Here is a 14,409-nt window from a genome sequence, read left to right on the forward strand (position 1 = left end):
CGTCAGGCCTTGTCGACCCGGACGATGACCTCGACACGTTCCAGCGCCGTGCCTTCCGGCACGTCCGGCAGGCCGGTCACGGAGATGCCGTGGCCGGGGATGTCCTCAAGGCGCGCATCCCCCACGTGGTAGAAGTGGTGATGGTCCTCGAGGTTGGTATCGAAATAGGTGCAGCCGCCATCGACCACGACCTGCCGCAGCAGGCCAGCATCGGTGAACTGATGCAGGGTGTTGTAGACCGTTGCGAGGGATACCTTGACGCCGGCACGGGCCGCTTCGCCGTGCAGGGCTTCGGCCGTCACATGGCGATCGCCGCCGTCAAACAGCAGCCGGCCAAGCGCCAGGCGCTGACGCGTCGGGCGCAGGCCTTTGTCGCGCAGGGCCTGAAGCGTTTGCGCATAGGGGCGGTCCGAGGGGCTGGCCGAACCACGTTCGGCGGCAGCTGAATTGCTCGTGTCGGTCATGGCGTTTCCAAGGCTTGCGCCCGAAAAGCGCTGGCCATCTCTTTGGAACTGTTACAACAACACCTAAAATGTGGTGTGTGACAAGGACTTGTCAAGAAGTCAGCCGTCGAACCACGCGCGCGAGATCAGGCGGATAAACTGAATCTGCGGTTTTTTCGAGCGCCGGCACCGTCCACCAGCGCATTTCCTGCAGGGCCGCACGCTCTTCGGGCTCTGTTCCGCCGATGAATCTCGGTGCGTCCGATGCGCAGGAGGCTGAAAAGAACACGTCCTGACCAAACCAATGGCGGCCATCTACCTCGAAGGTGCTTTCGAAGTAGTGGACGGGGCCCGTCAGGGGCACGGCGAGCCCAAGTTCCTCGTCGAGCTCGCGGAGGGCTGCGTCCTGGTCGCCTTCGCCCGGCTCGACGCCGCCGCCCGGGGTTGCCCAGAATTCGAACGGCCTGCCGCCCCGGGTGAGGCGGAAGCGCAGCAGCAGGACCCGGCCCGCAGGGTCGAGCAGGATGACCCGCGCCGAGCGGCGGGGGACCGGTCCGTCTGCTGCGCCGCCGTCCTGCATCAGTCCTTGCGGGTGCGGATCAGTTCGTACGGGCCGCCCTTCTCAAGACCGCGCTGATAGGCGGGGCGGTCGTGCATGCGCGCGGCGTATGCCTCGAGCTTGGGGTAGTTCTTGAGGCCGATGCGGCTTTCAGCGGCTTCTACGATGAAGGTCAGCATGATGTCGGCACCGGTAAGGTCGTCGCCGACGAAGAACAGATTGTCGCCGAGCTGGCTTTCCATGTAGCCCAAATGCAGGTCGATCTCGGCGTCGATGATGGGCTGGATGGGCTCGCCGCCCTCGCCCAGCAGCGAGGTGAAAAGCTTCATGAGCAGCGGCACCATGGCGGAGCCTTCCGCATAGTGCATCCACTCATTGTAGCGCTCATAGCTGTCGGTCCCGATGGCAGGCATAAACTTGCCGCCGCCATAGGTCCGGATCAGGTAGTCAACAGCCGCGCCGGATTCGGCGATCTTGAAGTTGCCGTCCTCGATGATCGGCGACTTGCCGAGCGGATGGGCTTGCTTCAGCTCAGGCGGGGCGCGGTTGATCTCGTTGCGCTGATAGAACTTGATCTCGTAGTCGGCGCCGAGCTCCTCCAGCAGCCAGAGAATGCGCTGGGAGCGCGAATTGTTGAGATGGTGGATGATGATCACTGGATGTGCCTCCCGATTGCGGCGTCAAAACCGGTCTGCCGCCGCCTCTGGTTGATGTGTCTGTCGGCCCCAATATGGCCATGTTCACGCTGATTTTGCTCGCTTTTGATAATGGGCGGCGTGTGCTACCAACGCGGGCTAAAGATCGAGGTAAGCGTCAGGACCATGGAAACAAACGAAAAGAAGTCGAGCTTCAGCTACGAAGACCTTATTGAGTGCGGTCACTCCCGCCTCTTTGGCCCCGGCAATGCGCAGCTGCCGCTGCCGCCGATGCTGATGTTCGACCGCGTCACGCGCATCAACGAGGATGGCGGCGACCACGGCAAGGGCGAAATGGTGGCCGAGCAGGACATCAAGCCGGACATGTGGTTCTTCAAATGCCATTTCGAAGGCAACCCGGTGATGCCCGGCTGCCTGGGCCTTGATGCCCTGTGGCAGATGGTCGGCTTCTATCTGGGCTGGACCGGCGCCAAGGGCGCGGGGTTCGCGCTGGGGGTCGGCGAAGTGAAATTCCGCGGCAAGATCATCCCCACCACCAAGCTCGTCGAGTATCACGTGAAGTTCAAGCGCGTGGTCAACCGCCGGCTGGTGCTCGGCATCGCGGACGGTATCGTCAAGGCGGACGGGGAAGAGATCTTCTCGGCCAAGGACCTGCGGGTGGGCCTGTCCACCGCCTAGTCACGCCGCCGCACGGCTTCAGGCAATTCGAACAGACGACGAGGTAAGTGAATGAGGCGAGTGGTCGTAACCGGCATGGGTATCGTGTCCTCGATCGGCAACAATGTCGAAGAGGTGACCGCCTCCCTGCGCGCGGGCAAGTCCGGCATCGTGGCGGAGCCCACCTATGCCGAGATGGGCTTCCGCAGCCAGGTGGCCGGCACGCTGAAGATCGACCTCGAGGAAGCGCTCGACCGCAAGACCCGCCGCTTCATGGGCGACGGGGCGGCCTATGCCTATCTCGCCATGCAGCAGGCGATTGCCGATGCGGGGCTGGAAGACGCCGAGATTTCCAATGAGCGCACCGGCGCCATCCTGGGGTCCGGCGGGCCGACGACGCAGGCCATCGTGGCAGCCGCTGACGTGACTCGCGAGAAGGGTCCGCGCAAGATCGGCCCGACGAGCGTGCCCAAGGCGATGTCGTCGACGATCTCCGCCAATCTCTCGACCCTGTTCAAGATCAAGGGCCCGAGCTACTCGATCGCATCCGCCTGCACGACCTCAACGCATTGCATCGGCAACGCTGCCGAGCAGATCCAGTGGGGCAAGCAGGACCGGATGTTCGCCGGCGGCGGCGAGGAGCTGGCATGGTCGCTGTCGAACCTGTTCGACGCCATGGGTGCCATGTCGTCCAAGTACAATGACACACCCGCCAAGGCCTCGCGCGCCTATGACGCCAATCGCGACGGCTTCGTGATCACCGGCGGCGGCGGTGTTGTCGTGCTGGAAGAACTCGAAGTGGCCAAGGCCCGTGGCGCAAAGATCTATGCGGAAGTCGCAGGCTATGGCGCGACCTCCGATGGTGCCGACATGGTGGCACCGTCCGGTGAAGGCGGCGAGCGTGCCATGCGGCTGGCGCTGGAAACCGTGGGCGAGAAGATCGACTACATCAATCCGCACGCGACCTCGACGCCGGTGGGCGACATTCCGGAAGTGAAAGCGATCCAGAATGTGTTCGGCGCGGACATGCCGCCGATCTCAGCCACAAAGTCGATGACCGGCCATGCGCAGGGCGCAGCGGGCGTCCATGAAGCGATCTATTCCCTGATCATGATGGACCAGGGTTTCATCTGCGAAAGCATCAATATCGACGAAATCGACCCGGAACTGGCGGACGCGAATATCGTGCGCCAGCGGATCGATGACGTGGAACTTAACTGTGTCCTCTCAAACAGCTTTGGTTTTGGCGGCACAAATGGTTCGCTTGTTTTCAAGCGGTATAACGGTTAACGGGCCAATGGCCCGCCTATTGGGGATGGGGGACACCCGCTGATGTCGGCAACCGGTACTCTAATGCAAGGCAAGCGCGGCCTCGTGATGGGCGTCGCCAATGATCACTCGATCGCCTGGGGCATTGCCAAGGCCTGCGCCGCACAGGGCGCGGATCTGGCCTTTACCTATCAGGGCGAGGCGTTCGGCCGGCGGGTGACCCCGCTGGCGGAGAGCGTCGGCTCGAAGCTGGTGCTGCCGGCGGATGTGGAAGACGAGGCATCGCTGGATGCCGTCTTCAAGTCGCTGGAAGACGCCTGGGGCAGCTTCGATTTCCTCGTGCATGCCATCGCCTATTCGGACAAGAGCGAGCTCAAGGGCCGCTACCTGGATACGACGCGCGCCAATTTTGCGCGCACGATGGATATTTCCTGCTTCTCCTTCGTGGACATTGCGCGCCGTGCGGCACCGCTGATGCGGCCGGGCGGCTCCATGGTGACGCTGACCTATGCGGGCGCGGAACGGGTGATGCCCAACTACAATGTGATGGGCGTGGCCAAGGCGGCGCTTGAAGCCTCGGTGCGCTACATGGCGGTTGATCTCGGCCGTGACGGCATTCGCGTCAACGCGATTTCCGCAGGTCCCATGCGCACGCTGGCGGGCTCTGCCATTGCCGACGCCAAGACCGTGTTCAACTGGAACCTGACCCATGCCCCGCTGAAGCAGGCGATTGAGCTTGATGATGTGGGCGGCGCCGGGCTTTACCTGCTTTCCGATCTGTCGCGCAGCGTGACGGGCGAAGTGCATCACGTGGACGCCGGCTACAACGTAATCGGCATGCCGCAGGCCCGTGACCTGGACAAGGACCTGGTCGGCAAGGGCTATGCGAAGGTCGCCAAGTCCCGCAACGGCAAGGGGAAACCCGCCGCGGACAACGACACCCGCGCCGCTGCCGCGCCGGCCAGCGCTTCGGATGCTGCCGAGTAGGATTGCCTACTCGGCGGCAACCGCCGCTTCAGCACGCACCACTTCCGGCACGTAATGCCCGTAACGCGGGAAGCATTTGATCAGCCTGCGGAGGGTTTGTGCGTCCGCTGACGCGGATACCCGCCCATCGCCAAGGGCTGCCTCCAGATCGAAGTCCTGACGGAACATGGCCATGAAGTCGGCCTGGGAACAGGTAACGGTCATGTCCGCTTCCGGAGCGTGCCAGAACAGGGCTTCGAAACGCCCGTCGGCAATGCGGAGGCTCGCTTCCATGGGGGCCGTGTCGCTGTCCGCGCCGGCCATCACCAGATTGACGGTCACGTTCATGCCCTTGGCCTGGCGGCGCTGGAAGGTGAGCGTGAGGTTGACCAGGAAGCTGAAGATGTCACGCGGGTTGAGCGCCCAGCCGACACGGATCGCCGTCTTTGACGGGTACCGCTTGGGCACCGAGTCTTCGGCATCCGACCCCGGCAGCACATAGACCCGTTCGCGGATGTCCTTGTAGGGGGCGACATATTCCTTGTTGAAGGCAATGCGGTCGTCGAGGAACTCGCCCATGACATCTTCGCCCGCCGGGCAGACGGAGACGCAATAGGCCGCCTTGTAGTTGGGTTTATAGGACAGGCTCTGCCAGACGGAGGCTGTTTCCGATTCATGCACGCGGCTACGGAAATCATCGCGGTCCTTGGCTTCGACGATCTGATCCACCCAATCGACGAAGCCGCCCATGAAGTCGCGGTAATTGTGGGTGTAGCAGGCGGAAAAATTGAAGGTCCCATCCATGCCGATGGCCTCGACCGGGCAAACGGAGACACACAGCTTGCAATCCAGGCAGGGGCTGTAATCCAGAGCCTGGCTCTGCTCCGTCACCTCATGGGCAATGAGAACGCTGTCGAGCAGGACAAAATTGCCGAACTTCGGATGGATCACGTTGCGGTGCAGCCCCATCTTGCCAAGCCCTGCCGCCTCGGCGATGGGCTTGTGATGGATGGGGATCGTGTCGCCGGGGAAATTCTGCATTTCCATGGGGAAGGCCGCGACGGCGTTCATGGCGCTGTAGCCCGCGTCACTCAGCTTGCGGACAAGCCTGCGGGCCACGTGGTTCACCTCGTCATAGGTCTCATGGAACTCGTGATTGACGACGGAGCGCGTGGTGCTCTGCACGGCGGACCGGTTCATGCGGCAGACAAGGCTTATGACCGTCTGCACCTTGGGCATCAGCTTGGTGAGCTTGAGGATCTGCGGCTGCAGCTCCTCCCGGGTGATGGCGACGAAGCCCACATCATCGGCGCCGCATTCAAGCGCCAGCTCGCGCAGCCATGCGGAGTCGACCGGGCCTGTCCGGGCGGGGCGCTGCGCCTGCTTTTCACGGAAGCGGATGACCGCCTGCTGATCCTCAAGAGCCATGGTCGCACCTCTTTTGTATCTACATATTTGATTGCAAAAAATCAGGCCGGCAGAGCCGACAGATCGGTCAGGAGGCTGCGCGCCTCCTGCCAGCGGGCCTTGCCGAGATGGGCCGTCACGCGGGCCTGGGCGTCGCGCCAGATGGGAATGGCACTGGCCAGGATGTCCTCGCCCCTGTCTGTCAGTACCGGCACCTTGGTGCGCGGCTCCTTGCCCTTCTTCATCTCGATGAGCCCCATTTCAGCCAGCAGCTTGAGATTACGCGTCAGCGTCGAGCGCTCCATGGCCAGAAAATCCGCCATGTCGCCAATCGACCGGCTGCCGTCATATTTGGCGGAGACCAGAAGGGTGAACTGGGTGATCTTGATGCCCAGCGGGCGCAGGGCGTTGTCATAGGCCCGCGTCACGCCGCGCGCGGCCATACGCGTCCGCAAGGCAGCGCAGTTGCTGCCGATGTCGATCAGATCTTTGCGCGTCGCTGTTTTCTGCGTCATGAACGCCTCCTGCCTTCATTAAATATGTATATGCATATTTAAAGTCAAGGCGCGCCCTGCAGGCTTCGATCAGCCGGTTACCTGTCGCGCCGGAACTCGATGATGTCGTAGGTGCTTTCGCGGGCCGGCCAGGGGAAGGTGAAGCGCAGCCAGTCGGGGCCCAGCATCTCGGCGACGGCCACCTTGTCGCGGTTGTCCGGCGACATGCCGTCGGCGCTGTCCGGTGCCTGGTAGGGGCGCGGCTTTTCGTAGCCATGGAAGCCCCCTGCAAGAAGGATGCGGCGGTTGGGGCCATCCGTATACAGACGGCCCTTGAAGTTCTGTGATCCCGTCAGTTTCTCGACCACCAGTCCGCCGCTGTCACGGGTGATGCGGCATTTGAACCAGTCATAGACCACAAGCCGCGCCAGGCTGCCGCCGACCTTGATGGTGCGGCATTGCCAGGCCCCGATGGCGGCTTGATCATCGAAAGTCCCGACCGGGGCATTGATGAACTGGATGGCGACCGCCTGCTCGTAGCCCGACCCATGGCCTTCCGCCTCGTCATTGCCCTGAGCAATGGCAGCGCCGAGTGTTTCAATCCGTTCCACGTCATAGGCATGGGCTGTCTCCCGCCATTCGGCCGCCATTGCCATGGTGGCCGCTGGTATCGCCATGGCGAATGCGAGACAGGTGGCAAGAGCGCGGGCGGCAAGAGGGCGGGCGGGCATGGCGCGGCTTTCCGTTGGGGACGCTGGAGACGCGTCACTCAAACACAGCACGCACCCATTTCAAAGCACCGGGCTCCATGCCCTTGAATTTGGGCGCGTCCGCCAGCGGGGCCATCAGGAGCCCGGCATCCGGGGCGAGGTGGCGCTTGATACGGTGATAGATCTTCGAGCGGGTCTCATCGGTCTGTACCAGGTAAAGCCCGTCGCGGAGGCGGCATGTAGGTGCGGCTGTTTCGACGCCTTCAATGTCAGCGCCGGCACAGTCGAAATAGGCCAGAAAGATAGTCATGGGGCCTCCTTCCCGACCGTAAAACCGGCAAGGGGCGTGAGAGTTCCGCCATGAAAAAGGGCGCCCCCATGGGGGCGCCCTCGTTTCGTCGTTGTGTGGTGAGGCTGACAGACGCTTAGGCGTCGTCGGCCTTGTCTTTGGCTTCCAGGTCTTCGCCGGTTTCCTGGTCGACGACCTTCATGGACAGGCGAACTTTGCCGCGGTCATCGAAGCCCAGAAGCTTCACCTTCACGGTGTCGCCCTCATTCACCACATCGGTGACCTTCTCGACGCGGTTGGCGGCGAGCTGGGAGATGTGGACGAGACCGTCCTTCGGACCGAAGAAGTTCACGAAGGCACCGAAGTCCATGACCTTCACGACCTTGCCTTCGTAGATCTCACCCACTTCCGGCTCGGCGGTGATGCCGCGGATCCAGTCCAGCGCCGCCTTGATGGAGGCCGCATCGCTGGAGGCGACGGAGATGGTGCCGTCGTCCTCGATGTTCACCTTGGCGCCCGTCTCTTCGACGATCTGGCGCACGACCTTGCCGCCGGTGCCGATCACGTCGCGGATCTTGTCCTTGGGCACGGTAATGACTTCGATGCGCGGGGCGAATTCACCCACTTCCTCGCGGCCGGAGGTCAGCGCCTTGGCCATTTCACCGAGGATGTGCATGCGGCCGCCCTTGGCCTGCTCCAGCGCGGTCTTCATGATCTCTTCGGTGATACCGGTGATCTTGATGTCCATCTGGAGGGAGGTGATGCCGGCTTCGGAGCCCGCCACCTTGAAGTCCATGTCGCCGAGGTGATCTTCATCACCCAGGATGTCGGACAGGACGGCGAAGCGGTCGCCTTCCTTGATGAGGCCCATGGCGATGCCCGAGCACGGACGCTTGAGCGGCACGCCCGCATCCATCATAGCGAGCGACGAGCCGCAGACCGTGGCCATGGAGGAGGAGCCATTGGACTCGGTGATCTCCGACACGATGCGGATCGTGTAGGGGAACTCTTCCTTGGCCGGCAGCAGCGCGCGCAGGGCACGCCAGGCGAGCTTGCCGTGGCCGATTTCACGGCGGCCGGTAAAGCCAACACGCCCCGTCTCACCCACCGAGAACGGCGGGAAGTTGTAGTGGAGCATGAAGCCTTCCTTGTAGGTGCCCGACAGCGCGTCGATCATCTGCTCGTCGTCGCCGGTGCCCAGCGTGGTAACCACGAGAGCCTGCGTCTCACCACGGGTGAAGAGCGAGGAACCGTGGGTGCGGGGCAGCACGGAGACTTCCGACACGATCGGACGCACATCGGAGAGGCCGCGGCCGTCGATGCGCTTGCCGGTGTCGAGGATCGAGTTGCGGACAATGTCGGCTTCGATGTTCTTGAACACACCGCCGACCGCATTTGCTTCAGGCGCACCCTCTTCGCCGGTGCACAGGGCCTCGATGGCCTTGTCCTTGGCAGTGGCAACGGCTTCCTGACGCTCGGCCTTGTTGGCGATCGCGTAAGCGGCGCGGAGGTCATCCTCAACGAGGCCGCGCACCTTGCCTTCCAGGTCGGAGGTGTCCGGCGGGGTGAAGTCGCGCGGCTCCTTGGCGGCCTTTTCGGCCAGCTTGATGATCATGTCGAGAACCGGCTGCATTTCCTTGTGGCCATGCATGACGGCGCCGAGCATGACCTCTTCGGAGAGCTCGCTGGCTTCGGATTCCACCATCAGGACGGCATCAGCCGTGCCGGCGACAACGAGATCGAGCTCGCTGTCTTCCATCTCTTCAACGGTGGGGTTGAGGGTGTAGGCGCCGTCCTTGTAGCCGACGCGGGCGCCGCCAATGGGGCCGAGGAACGGCACGCCGGAGATGGTGAGCGCGGCAGACACGGCGACCATGGCCACGATGTCCGGATCGTTTTCGAGGTCATGGCTCAGGACATTGGCGATGACCTGGGTCTCGTTCTTGAAGCCCTTGACGAAGAGCGGGCGGATCGGACGGTCGATCAGGCGCGAGGTCAGCGTCTCTTTTTCGGTCGGGCGGCCTTCGCGCTTGAAGAAGCCGCCGGGGATCTTGCCGGCAGCGTAGTATTTTTCCTGGTAGTTCACCGTCAGCGGGAAGAAGTCCAGGCCCGGCTTGGGCTGGCGGTCCGCCACGACGGTGGCGAGAACCGTGGTCTCACCATAGGTCGCCAGCACGGCGCCGTCGGCCTGACGGGCCATGCGGCCGGTTTCGAGGGTGAGCGTGCGCCCGCCCCATTCAATCTCTTCTTTGTGGATATCGAACATCATCTTTTCCTATTCGACTGCCGCCGTATGCGGCAGGGCGGTGGCATTCGTTTGCCTGGGACCGCCGGTATGCCGGACGATGCGGGCCCTCCCGTCCGTCCGGACCATGCACGGCTTCCCGGGCCTTCCCGGATTTCCGTACACGGATTAGCAAGAACGCCCGCCCGAGTTGTCCGGGGCGGGCGTCCTGTTGTCTCGTTAGCGGCGGATGCCGAGGCGCTGGATCAAATCCTTGTAGCGCGGCTCGTCCTTTGCCTTCACATAGTCCAGAAGCCGGCGGCGCTGGCTCACCAGCTTCAGAAGGCCGCGGCGGGAGTGATTGTCCTTCGCGTGACCCTTGAAGTGGTCGGTCAGGTTGGAAATCCGCTCGGTGAGGATGGCCACCTGAACTTCGGGTGACCCTGTGTCACCGTCCTTGGTGGCAAAATCCTTGATCAGCTCGGCTTTGCGCTCGGGCGTAATCGACATCGGGTATCCTTTCGATAAAACGTCCCAGTCAGTGCGGGAGGTTGAAAACACGCGTGGGCCGAAGCTCCCCCTGCGCTGCTTCACACAGGGCGATGGGTTGCCCGTGCAGCATGGCGCAAACCGTGCCTTTGACGATGGGGGCATCCCGTCCACGCGACAGGATCGCCTGACCTTGCTTCAATCGCGCCGCATCATTTCCGCTCACGGCCAGCGCCGGGATGTCGTCCAGCGCGGTCTCAAGCGGCAACAAAAAAGGCGCCTTGGGGTCTGGCGCGGGCGGACTATTGTCCAATTTTTCCACTTTGTCCAATTTTTCCAGCGGTTTATCGCCGCCTGGCGCGGTAAGCATTTCCAGCGCCACGGCGTCAGCTTCGCTGAAGGGGCCAACGCGCAGGCGGCGCAGCATGGCCACATGGCCGACCGTGCCCAGATCAAGGGCCAGGTCGCGGGCCAGGGAGCGCACATAGGTGCCCTTGCCACAGGTCATTTCGAAAGTGGCTTCGTCGTCCGACGGCATGTCGATGAGGCGGATATCGTGGATTTCCACGGTCCGTGCCTTGAGTTCCACCGTCTCGCCGTCCCGGGCAAGGTCATAGGCGCGCTCTCCATTGACCTTGATGGCCGAAAAGCGCGGGGGAACCTGTTCGATATGGCCGATATAGGCAGGAATGGCGTTGAGAATGGCCTCGCGGGCGGGGCGGACATCGCTGGTGGCGGTCACCTCCCCTTCCCTGTCGTCGGTATCGCGCGCCTCGCCCCAGCGCACGGTAAACCGGTATTCCTTGGTGGCATCCACCAGATAGGGAACGGTCTTGGTCGCTTCGCCCAGGGCCACGGGCAGAATGCCGGAGCCCAGAGGGTCGAGCGTGCCGGCGTGGCCCGCCTTCTGCGCATTGAAGGCGCGCCGGACCTTGGAGACCACATGGGTCGAGGTCGGGCCAATGGGCTTGTCGACCACCACCCATCCGGAGACGGGCAGGCCCTTCTTGCGGCGTCCCATGGGCTCAGTCCTCGTCGGCGGGGTCTTGGGTGTCAGCGGTTTCGACACCGGTGTCGCGGGCGACTGTGGGCGAGCGCAGGATCGCGTCGATGCGCGACCCTTCCGCAAAGCTCTCATCGATCTCGAAGGCGAGATCGGGGGTGTATTTGGACGTCATGCGCTTGCCCAGCTCACCGCGCAGATATTTGCGGTTGCGGTTGAGCGCTGCCAGCACCTCTTTTTCATTCTGGCCGCCAAGGGGCTCGATCGCCACGCGGGCATGACGCAGATCGGGCGAGGTGCGGACTTCCGTGACGGTGACGATGGTGGTCTCAAGAACCGGGTCGTGCACATCACCGCGGGCCAGCAGCTCGCTCAGCACATGGCGCACGAGTTCGCCCACCCGCAACTGACGCTGGGATGGCCCGCGCGAGCCCGCGCCGGACGCATGACTGGACCTGACCATGAGCAACTGACCTCTTGGCGGATGGTGCCCTGCCGGCTGGCGGCTAGAGCACGCGCTCCACTTCCGTCACGTCGAAGCATTCGATGACGTCGCCGGGGCGGATGTCCTGGTAATTCTCGAAGGACATGCCGCATTCCTGGCCCGACTGAACCTCCTTCACTTCGTCCTTGAAGCGCTTGAGGGTCGAGAGCGTGCCTTCGTGGATCACCACGTCGTCGCGCAGCAGACGCACCTTGGCGCCGCGCTTGACGGTGCCTTCGGAGATACGGCAACCGGCCACCTTGCCGACCTTCGACACGTTGAAGACCTCGAGGATCTCCGCATTGCCGAGGAAGGTTTCGCGCAGCTCCGGACCAAGGACACCGGCCATGGCGGCCTTCACGTCGTCCACCAGGTCGTAGATGACCGAGTAGTAGCGAATGTCCACGCCCTGCTGACGGGCCGCATCGCGGGCCGGGGCATTGGCGCGCACATTGAAGCCGAGGATGGCCGCGTTGGAGGCGGCCGCCAGCGTCACGTCGCTTTCGGTGATGCCGCCGACGCCTGCATGCAGCACGCGGGCGATGATGTCGTCGGTGCCGGCCTTGTCGAGCGCACCGATGATGGCTTCGACGGAACCCTGCACGTCGCCCTTGACCAGCAGCGGAAGCTCCTTCTTGTCGCTTTCCTTCAGCTGGCTGAACATCTGCTCCAGCGAGCCGCGCGCGGCACCGGCAGCGCGCTTGTCGCGCAGCACACGCTGGCGGTAATCGGTGATCTCGCGGGCACGGGCTTCGTCCTCGACGACCGAGAACACATCACCGGCTTCCGGCGTGCCGTTGAGGCCAAGGACCTCGACCGGCTCGGAGGGACCAGCCTCCTTGACCTGTTCGCCACGGTCATTGACCAAGGCACGCACCTTGCCCCACTCGGTACCGGCAACCAGCACGTCGCCGACGCGCAGGGTGCCGCGCTGCACGAGCACGGTGGCCACGGGGCCGCGACCCTTGTCGAGCTGGGCTTCGATGACGATACCGTCGGCGCTGCGGTCCGGGTTGGCCTTCAGCTCCAGAAGCTCCGACTGCAGAAGAATGGCTTCTTCCAGCTTGTCGAGATTCATCTTCTGGGTGGCGGACACTTCCACGTCCTGCACGTCACCGGACATGCTTTCGACGATTACCTCGTGCTGCAGCAGCTCGGTGCGGACACGGTTGGGATCCACATCGGGCTTATCCATCTTGTTGATGGCCACGATGATCGGCACTTCCGCCGCCTTGGCGTGGTTGATGGCTTCGATGGTCTGCGGCATGACGCCGTCATCACCGGCCACCACGAGGATGACGATATCCGTCGCCTTGGCACCGCGGGCGCGCATGGTGGTGAAAGCCTCATGGCCCGGCGTATCAAGGAAGGTGATGCGCTCACCGCCCGCCATGCGCACCTGATAGGCGCCGATATGCTGGGTGATGCCGCCGGCTTCACCCGCGACCACGTCGGTCTGGCGCAGAGCGTCGAGCAGCGACGTCTTGCCGTGGTCAACGTGACCCATGACGGTAACAACCGGGGCACGGGGCTTGAGATCGGCGGCATTGTCCGCCTCGCCTTCAAGGCCCACTTCCACGTCGGACTCAGACACACGCTTGACCGTGTGGCCCATATCCTCGGCGACGAGCTGGGCGGTATCGGCGTCCAGCACGTCGTTGATCTTCATCATCTGGCCCTGCTGCATCAGCAGACGGATCACGTCCACCGCGCGCTCGGACATACGGTTGGCCAGTTCCTGCACAGTGATTGTGTCGGGAATGGTCACCTCGCGATGCACCTTCACCTGCTCGGCAGGGCCGGAGCGGGCGCGCTTCTCGCGCTGCTGGCGGCGGCGCATGGCAGCAAGCGAACGCTGGCGCGGCTCGTCGTCCAAGGCGTTTGAAATGGTCAGGCGGCCGCGGCGGCGCTCATTGCCTGCGCCCGGCGTGCGCTTGGGCGGTGTTTTGGCGGCCTCGTCTTCGCGCTTGCGCACGATCGGCGTCGGCGCGGCCTTGGTCTTGGCAGCGGCCTTCTTGTCGGCAGGCTCATCGGCCCCGGCGTCGGCTTCCGCCTCTTCCTTGGCGCGCAGAGCGGCTTCCTTGTCAGCCTTGGCCTTGGCTTCAGCCTCACGGCGGGCGCGCTCTTCTTCCTGAGCGGCGCGTTCGGCTTCCTCGGCGGCGGCGACACGCGCGGCTTCCTCGGCGATCTTGCGGCGCTCGGCGTCTTCCTTCGCCTTCTGACGCTCGATCTTCTCGCGCTCACGGGCCTCCACGAGGGCGCGGTCGCGAGCTTCCTTTTCCTCGGCCGTCAGGGTGCGCAGCACCATGTTCCCGCGTTCACGTGCTTCACGCTCGGGGCGCGCGGCGCGGGCGGGTGCCTTCTTGGCCTCGCTGCCTGCGTCGGCGGGCGCCTTGGATGCGGTCTTGGCGGCTGTTTTTGCAGCGGTCTTCGGCGCGGCCTTGGCAGCGGTTTTTGCCGCCGTCTTGGGCGCAGCCTTCTTCTCAACGGCAGGGCCTTCGGCCTTGTCCTTGCCAGGCGCCACGCGGCGGCGCTTCTTCTCGACCAGCACTGCCTTGGAGCGGCCATGGGAGAAGTTCTGCCGGACATGGCCGGACTCGACCGTGCGGCCAAGCGTCAGCTTGCCGCCGCCTGCGCGTGGCTGGCGGGTGTTGCCGCCGGATGCGCCGGTGTCGCCGTCCTGAGTGTCCGTATCTTTTGTCTCGCTCATGAGACCCCTTCAAACTCACTGAAACCGCAGGCGGGTGATCAAACCGCCC

The 14,409-nt window shown here is 63.8% G+C and carries 15 protein-coding genes; 3 read left to right on the plus strand and 12 right to left on the minus strand.

The annotated features are described in order from the left end of the window. Positions 1-2: 2 nt before the first annotated feature. The 3 genes from irrA to HG718_RS13060 form a co-directional block, all read right to left on the minus strand. Entirely contained in the window at positions 3-464 is a 462-nt protein-coding gene (gene irrA / locus HG718_RS13050; protein WP_027838298.1) for an iron response transcriptional regulator IrrA, read from the minus strand. A 91-nt stretch (positions 465-555) separates the two neighbouring features. After that, a complete protein-coding gene (locus tag HG718_RS13055; protein ID WP_160587067.1) occupies positions 556-1,023 on the minus strand; it encodes an NUDIX domain-containing protein in 468 nt (155 codons plus the stop codon). After that, entirely contained in the window at positions 1,023-1,658 is a 636-nt protein-coding gene (locus HG718_RS13060; protein ID WP_160587068.1) for a glutathione S-transferase family protein, read from the minus strand. Before HG718_RS13060 ends, HG718_RS13055 begins: the two co-directional genes overlap by 1 nt. 165 nt (positions 1,659-1,823) lie before the next feature. Between HG718_RS13060 and fabA the strand changes: the two genes are divergently transcribed. From fabA to fabI, 3 genes are read left to right on the plus strand one after another with little or no spacing between them, the layout of a single operon-like run. Next, positions 1,824-2,336 (plus strand): bifunctional 3-hydroxydecanoyl-ACP dehydratase/trans-2-decenoyl-ACP isomerase, encoded by a 513-nt coding sequence (gene fabA, locus HG718_RS13065; protein ID WP_027838296.1) that lies wholly within the window; start codon positions 1,824-1,826, stop codon positions 2,334-2,336. A 51-nt stretch (positions 2,337-2,387) separates the two neighbouring features. Next, a complete protein-coding gene (gene fabB, locus HG718_RS13070) occupies positions 2,388-3,605 on the plus strand; it encodes a beta-ketoacyl-ACP synthase I (protein ID WP_027838295.1) in 1,218 nt (405 codons plus the stop codon). Between the two features lie 42 nt (positions 3,606-3,647). Continuing rightward, complete coding sequence (gene fabI / locus HG718_RS13075) at positions 3,648-4,571, plus strand: enoyl-ACP reductase FabI (protein WP_244617630.1); 924 nt, start codon at positions 3,648-3,650, stop codon at positions 4,569-4,571. 6 nt (positions 4,572-4,577) lie between these two features. Here the strand turns inward: fabI and HG718_RS13080 are convergent, their stop codons facing one another. The 9 genes from HG718_RS13080 to infB all read right to left on the minus strand — a co-directional run bounded on the left by HG718_RS13080 (position 4,578) and on the right by infB (position 14,360). Then, entirely contained in the window at positions 4,578-5,978 is a 1,401-nt protein-coding gene (locus HG718_RS13080; RefSeq protein WP_160587069.1) for a 4Fe-4S binding protein, read from the minus strand. A gap of 41 nt (positions 5,979-6,019) precedes the next feature. Then, positions 6,020-6,472 carry a MarR family winged helix-turn-helix transcriptional regulator gene (locus tag HG718_RS13085; protein ID WP_160587070.1) on the minus strand — a complete coding sequence of 151 codons (453 nt, stop codon included), beginning with the start codon at positions 6,470-6,472 and terminating at the stop codon, positions 6,020-6,022. A gap of 77 nt (positions 6,473-6,549) precedes the next feature. Further along, positions 6,550-7,182, minus strand: a complete 633-nt coding sequence (locus HG718_RS13090; protein ID WP_244617631.1) for a DUF4893 domain-containing protein — start codon at positions 7,180-7,182, stop codon at positions 6,550-6,552. Between the two features lie 34 nt (positions 7,183-7,216). After that, positions 7,217-7,471, minus strand: coding sequence for a hypothetical protein (locus HG718_RS13095; protein WP_160587071.1), 255 nt, complete (start codon positions 7,469-7,471; stop codon positions 7,217-7,219). 115 nt (positions 7,472-7,586) lie between these two features. Further along, the gene (gene pnp, locus HG718_RS13100) at positions 7,587-9,716 is read right to left on the minus strand and encodes a polyribonucleotide nucleotidyltransferase (RefSeq protein ID WP_160587072.1); all 2,130 of its coding nucleotides are present in this window, start codon (positions 9,714-9,716) and stop codon (positions 7,587-7,589) included. Between the two features lie 198 nt (positions 9,717-9,914). After that, a complete protein-coding gene (rpsO, locus tag HG718_RS13105; protein WP_160587073.1) occupies positions 9,915-10,184 on the minus strand; it encodes a 30S ribosomal protein S15 in 270 nt (89 codons plus the stop codon). A gap of 28 nt (positions 10,185-10,212) precedes the next feature. Beyond that, positions 10,213-11,184: a tRNA pseudouridine(55) synthase TruB gene (truB, locus tag HG718_RS13110; RefSeq protein ID WP_160587074.1), complete on the minus strand. Its 972-nt coding sequence runs from the start codon at positions 11,182-11,184 to the stop codon at positions 10,213-10,215. Between the two features lie 4 nt (positions 11,185-11,188). Continuing rightward, positions 11,189-11,629: a 30S ribosome-binding factor RbfA gene (rbfA, locus tag HG718_RS13115; RefSeq protein WP_160587075.1), complete on the minus strand. Its 441-nt coding sequence runs from the start codon at positions 11,627-11,629 to the stop codon at positions 11,189-11,191. A gap of 43 nt (positions 11,630-11,672) precedes the next feature. Further along, on the minus strand, positions 11,673-14,360 hold the full coding sequence (gene infB, locus HG718_RS13120) for a translation initiation factor IF-2 (protein WP_160587076.1): 2,688 nt from the start codon (positions 14,358-14,360) through the stop codon (positions 11,673-11,675). Between the last annotated feature and the right edge of the window lie 49 nt (positions 14,361-14,409).

The organism is Pyruvatibacter mobilis, assembly GCF_012848855.1.
GTDB lineage: Bacteria > Pseudomonadota > Alphaproteobacteria > CGMCC-115125 > CGMCC-115125 > Pyruvatibacter > Pyruvatibacter mobilis.

Bases quoted from the DNA above. Each gene is read 5' to 3' on its own strand.
- irrA (WP_027838298.1), bottom strand. From the start codon at position 464: ATGACCGACACGAGCAATTCAGCTGCCGCCGAACGTGGTTCGGCCAGC.
- HG718_RS13055 (WP_160587067.1), bottom strand. From the start codon at position 1,023: ATGCAGGACGGCGGCGCAGCAGACGGACCGGTCCCCCGCCGCTCGGCG.
- fabA (WP_027838296.1), top strand. From the start codon at position 1,824: ATGGAAACAAACGAAAAGAAGTCGAGCTTCAGCTACGAAGACCTTATT.
- fabB (WP_027838295.1), top strand. From the start codon at position 2,388: ATGAGGCGAGTGGTCGTAACCGGCATGGGTATCGTGTCCTCGATCGGC.
- fabI (WP_244617630.1), top strand. From the start codon at position 3,648: ATGTCGGCAACCGGTACTCTAATGCAAGGCAAGCGCGGCCTCGTGATG.
- HG718_RS13080 (WP_160587069.1), bottom strand. From the start codon at position 5,978: ATGGCTCTTGAGGATCAGCAGGCGGTCATCCGCTTCCGTGAAAAGCAG.
- HG718_RS13085 (WP_160587070.1), bottom strand. From the start codon at position 6,472: ATGACGCAGAAAACAGCGACGCGCAAAGATCTGATCGACATCGGCAGC.
- HG718_RS13090 (WP_244617631.1), bottom strand. From the start codon at position 7,182: ATGCCCGCCCGCCCTCTTGCCGCCCGCGCTCTTGCCACCTGTCTCGCA.
- HG718_RS13095 (WP_160587071.1), bottom strand. From the start codon at position 7,471: ATGACTATCTTTCTGGCCTATTTCGACTGTGCCGGCGCTGACATTGAA.
- pnp (WP_160587072.1), bottom strand. From the start codon at position 9,716: ATGTTCGATATCCACAAAGAAGAGATTGAATGGGGCGGGCGCACGCTC.
- rpsO (WP_160587073.1), bottom strand. From the start codon at position 10,184: ATGTCGATTACGCCCGAGCGCAAAGCCGAGCTGATCAAGGATTTTGCC.
- truB (WP_160587074.1), bottom strand. From the start codon at position 11,184: ATGGGACGCCGCAAGAAGGGCCTGCCCGTCTCCGGATGGGTGGTGGTC.
- rbfA (WP_160587075.1), bottom strand. From the start codon at position 11,629: ATGGTCAGGTCCAGTCATGCGTCCGGCGCGGGCTCGCGCGGGCCATCC.
- infB (WP_160587076.1), bottom strand. From the start codon at position 14,360: ATGAGCGAGACAAAAGATACGGACACTCAGGACGGCGACACCGGCGCA.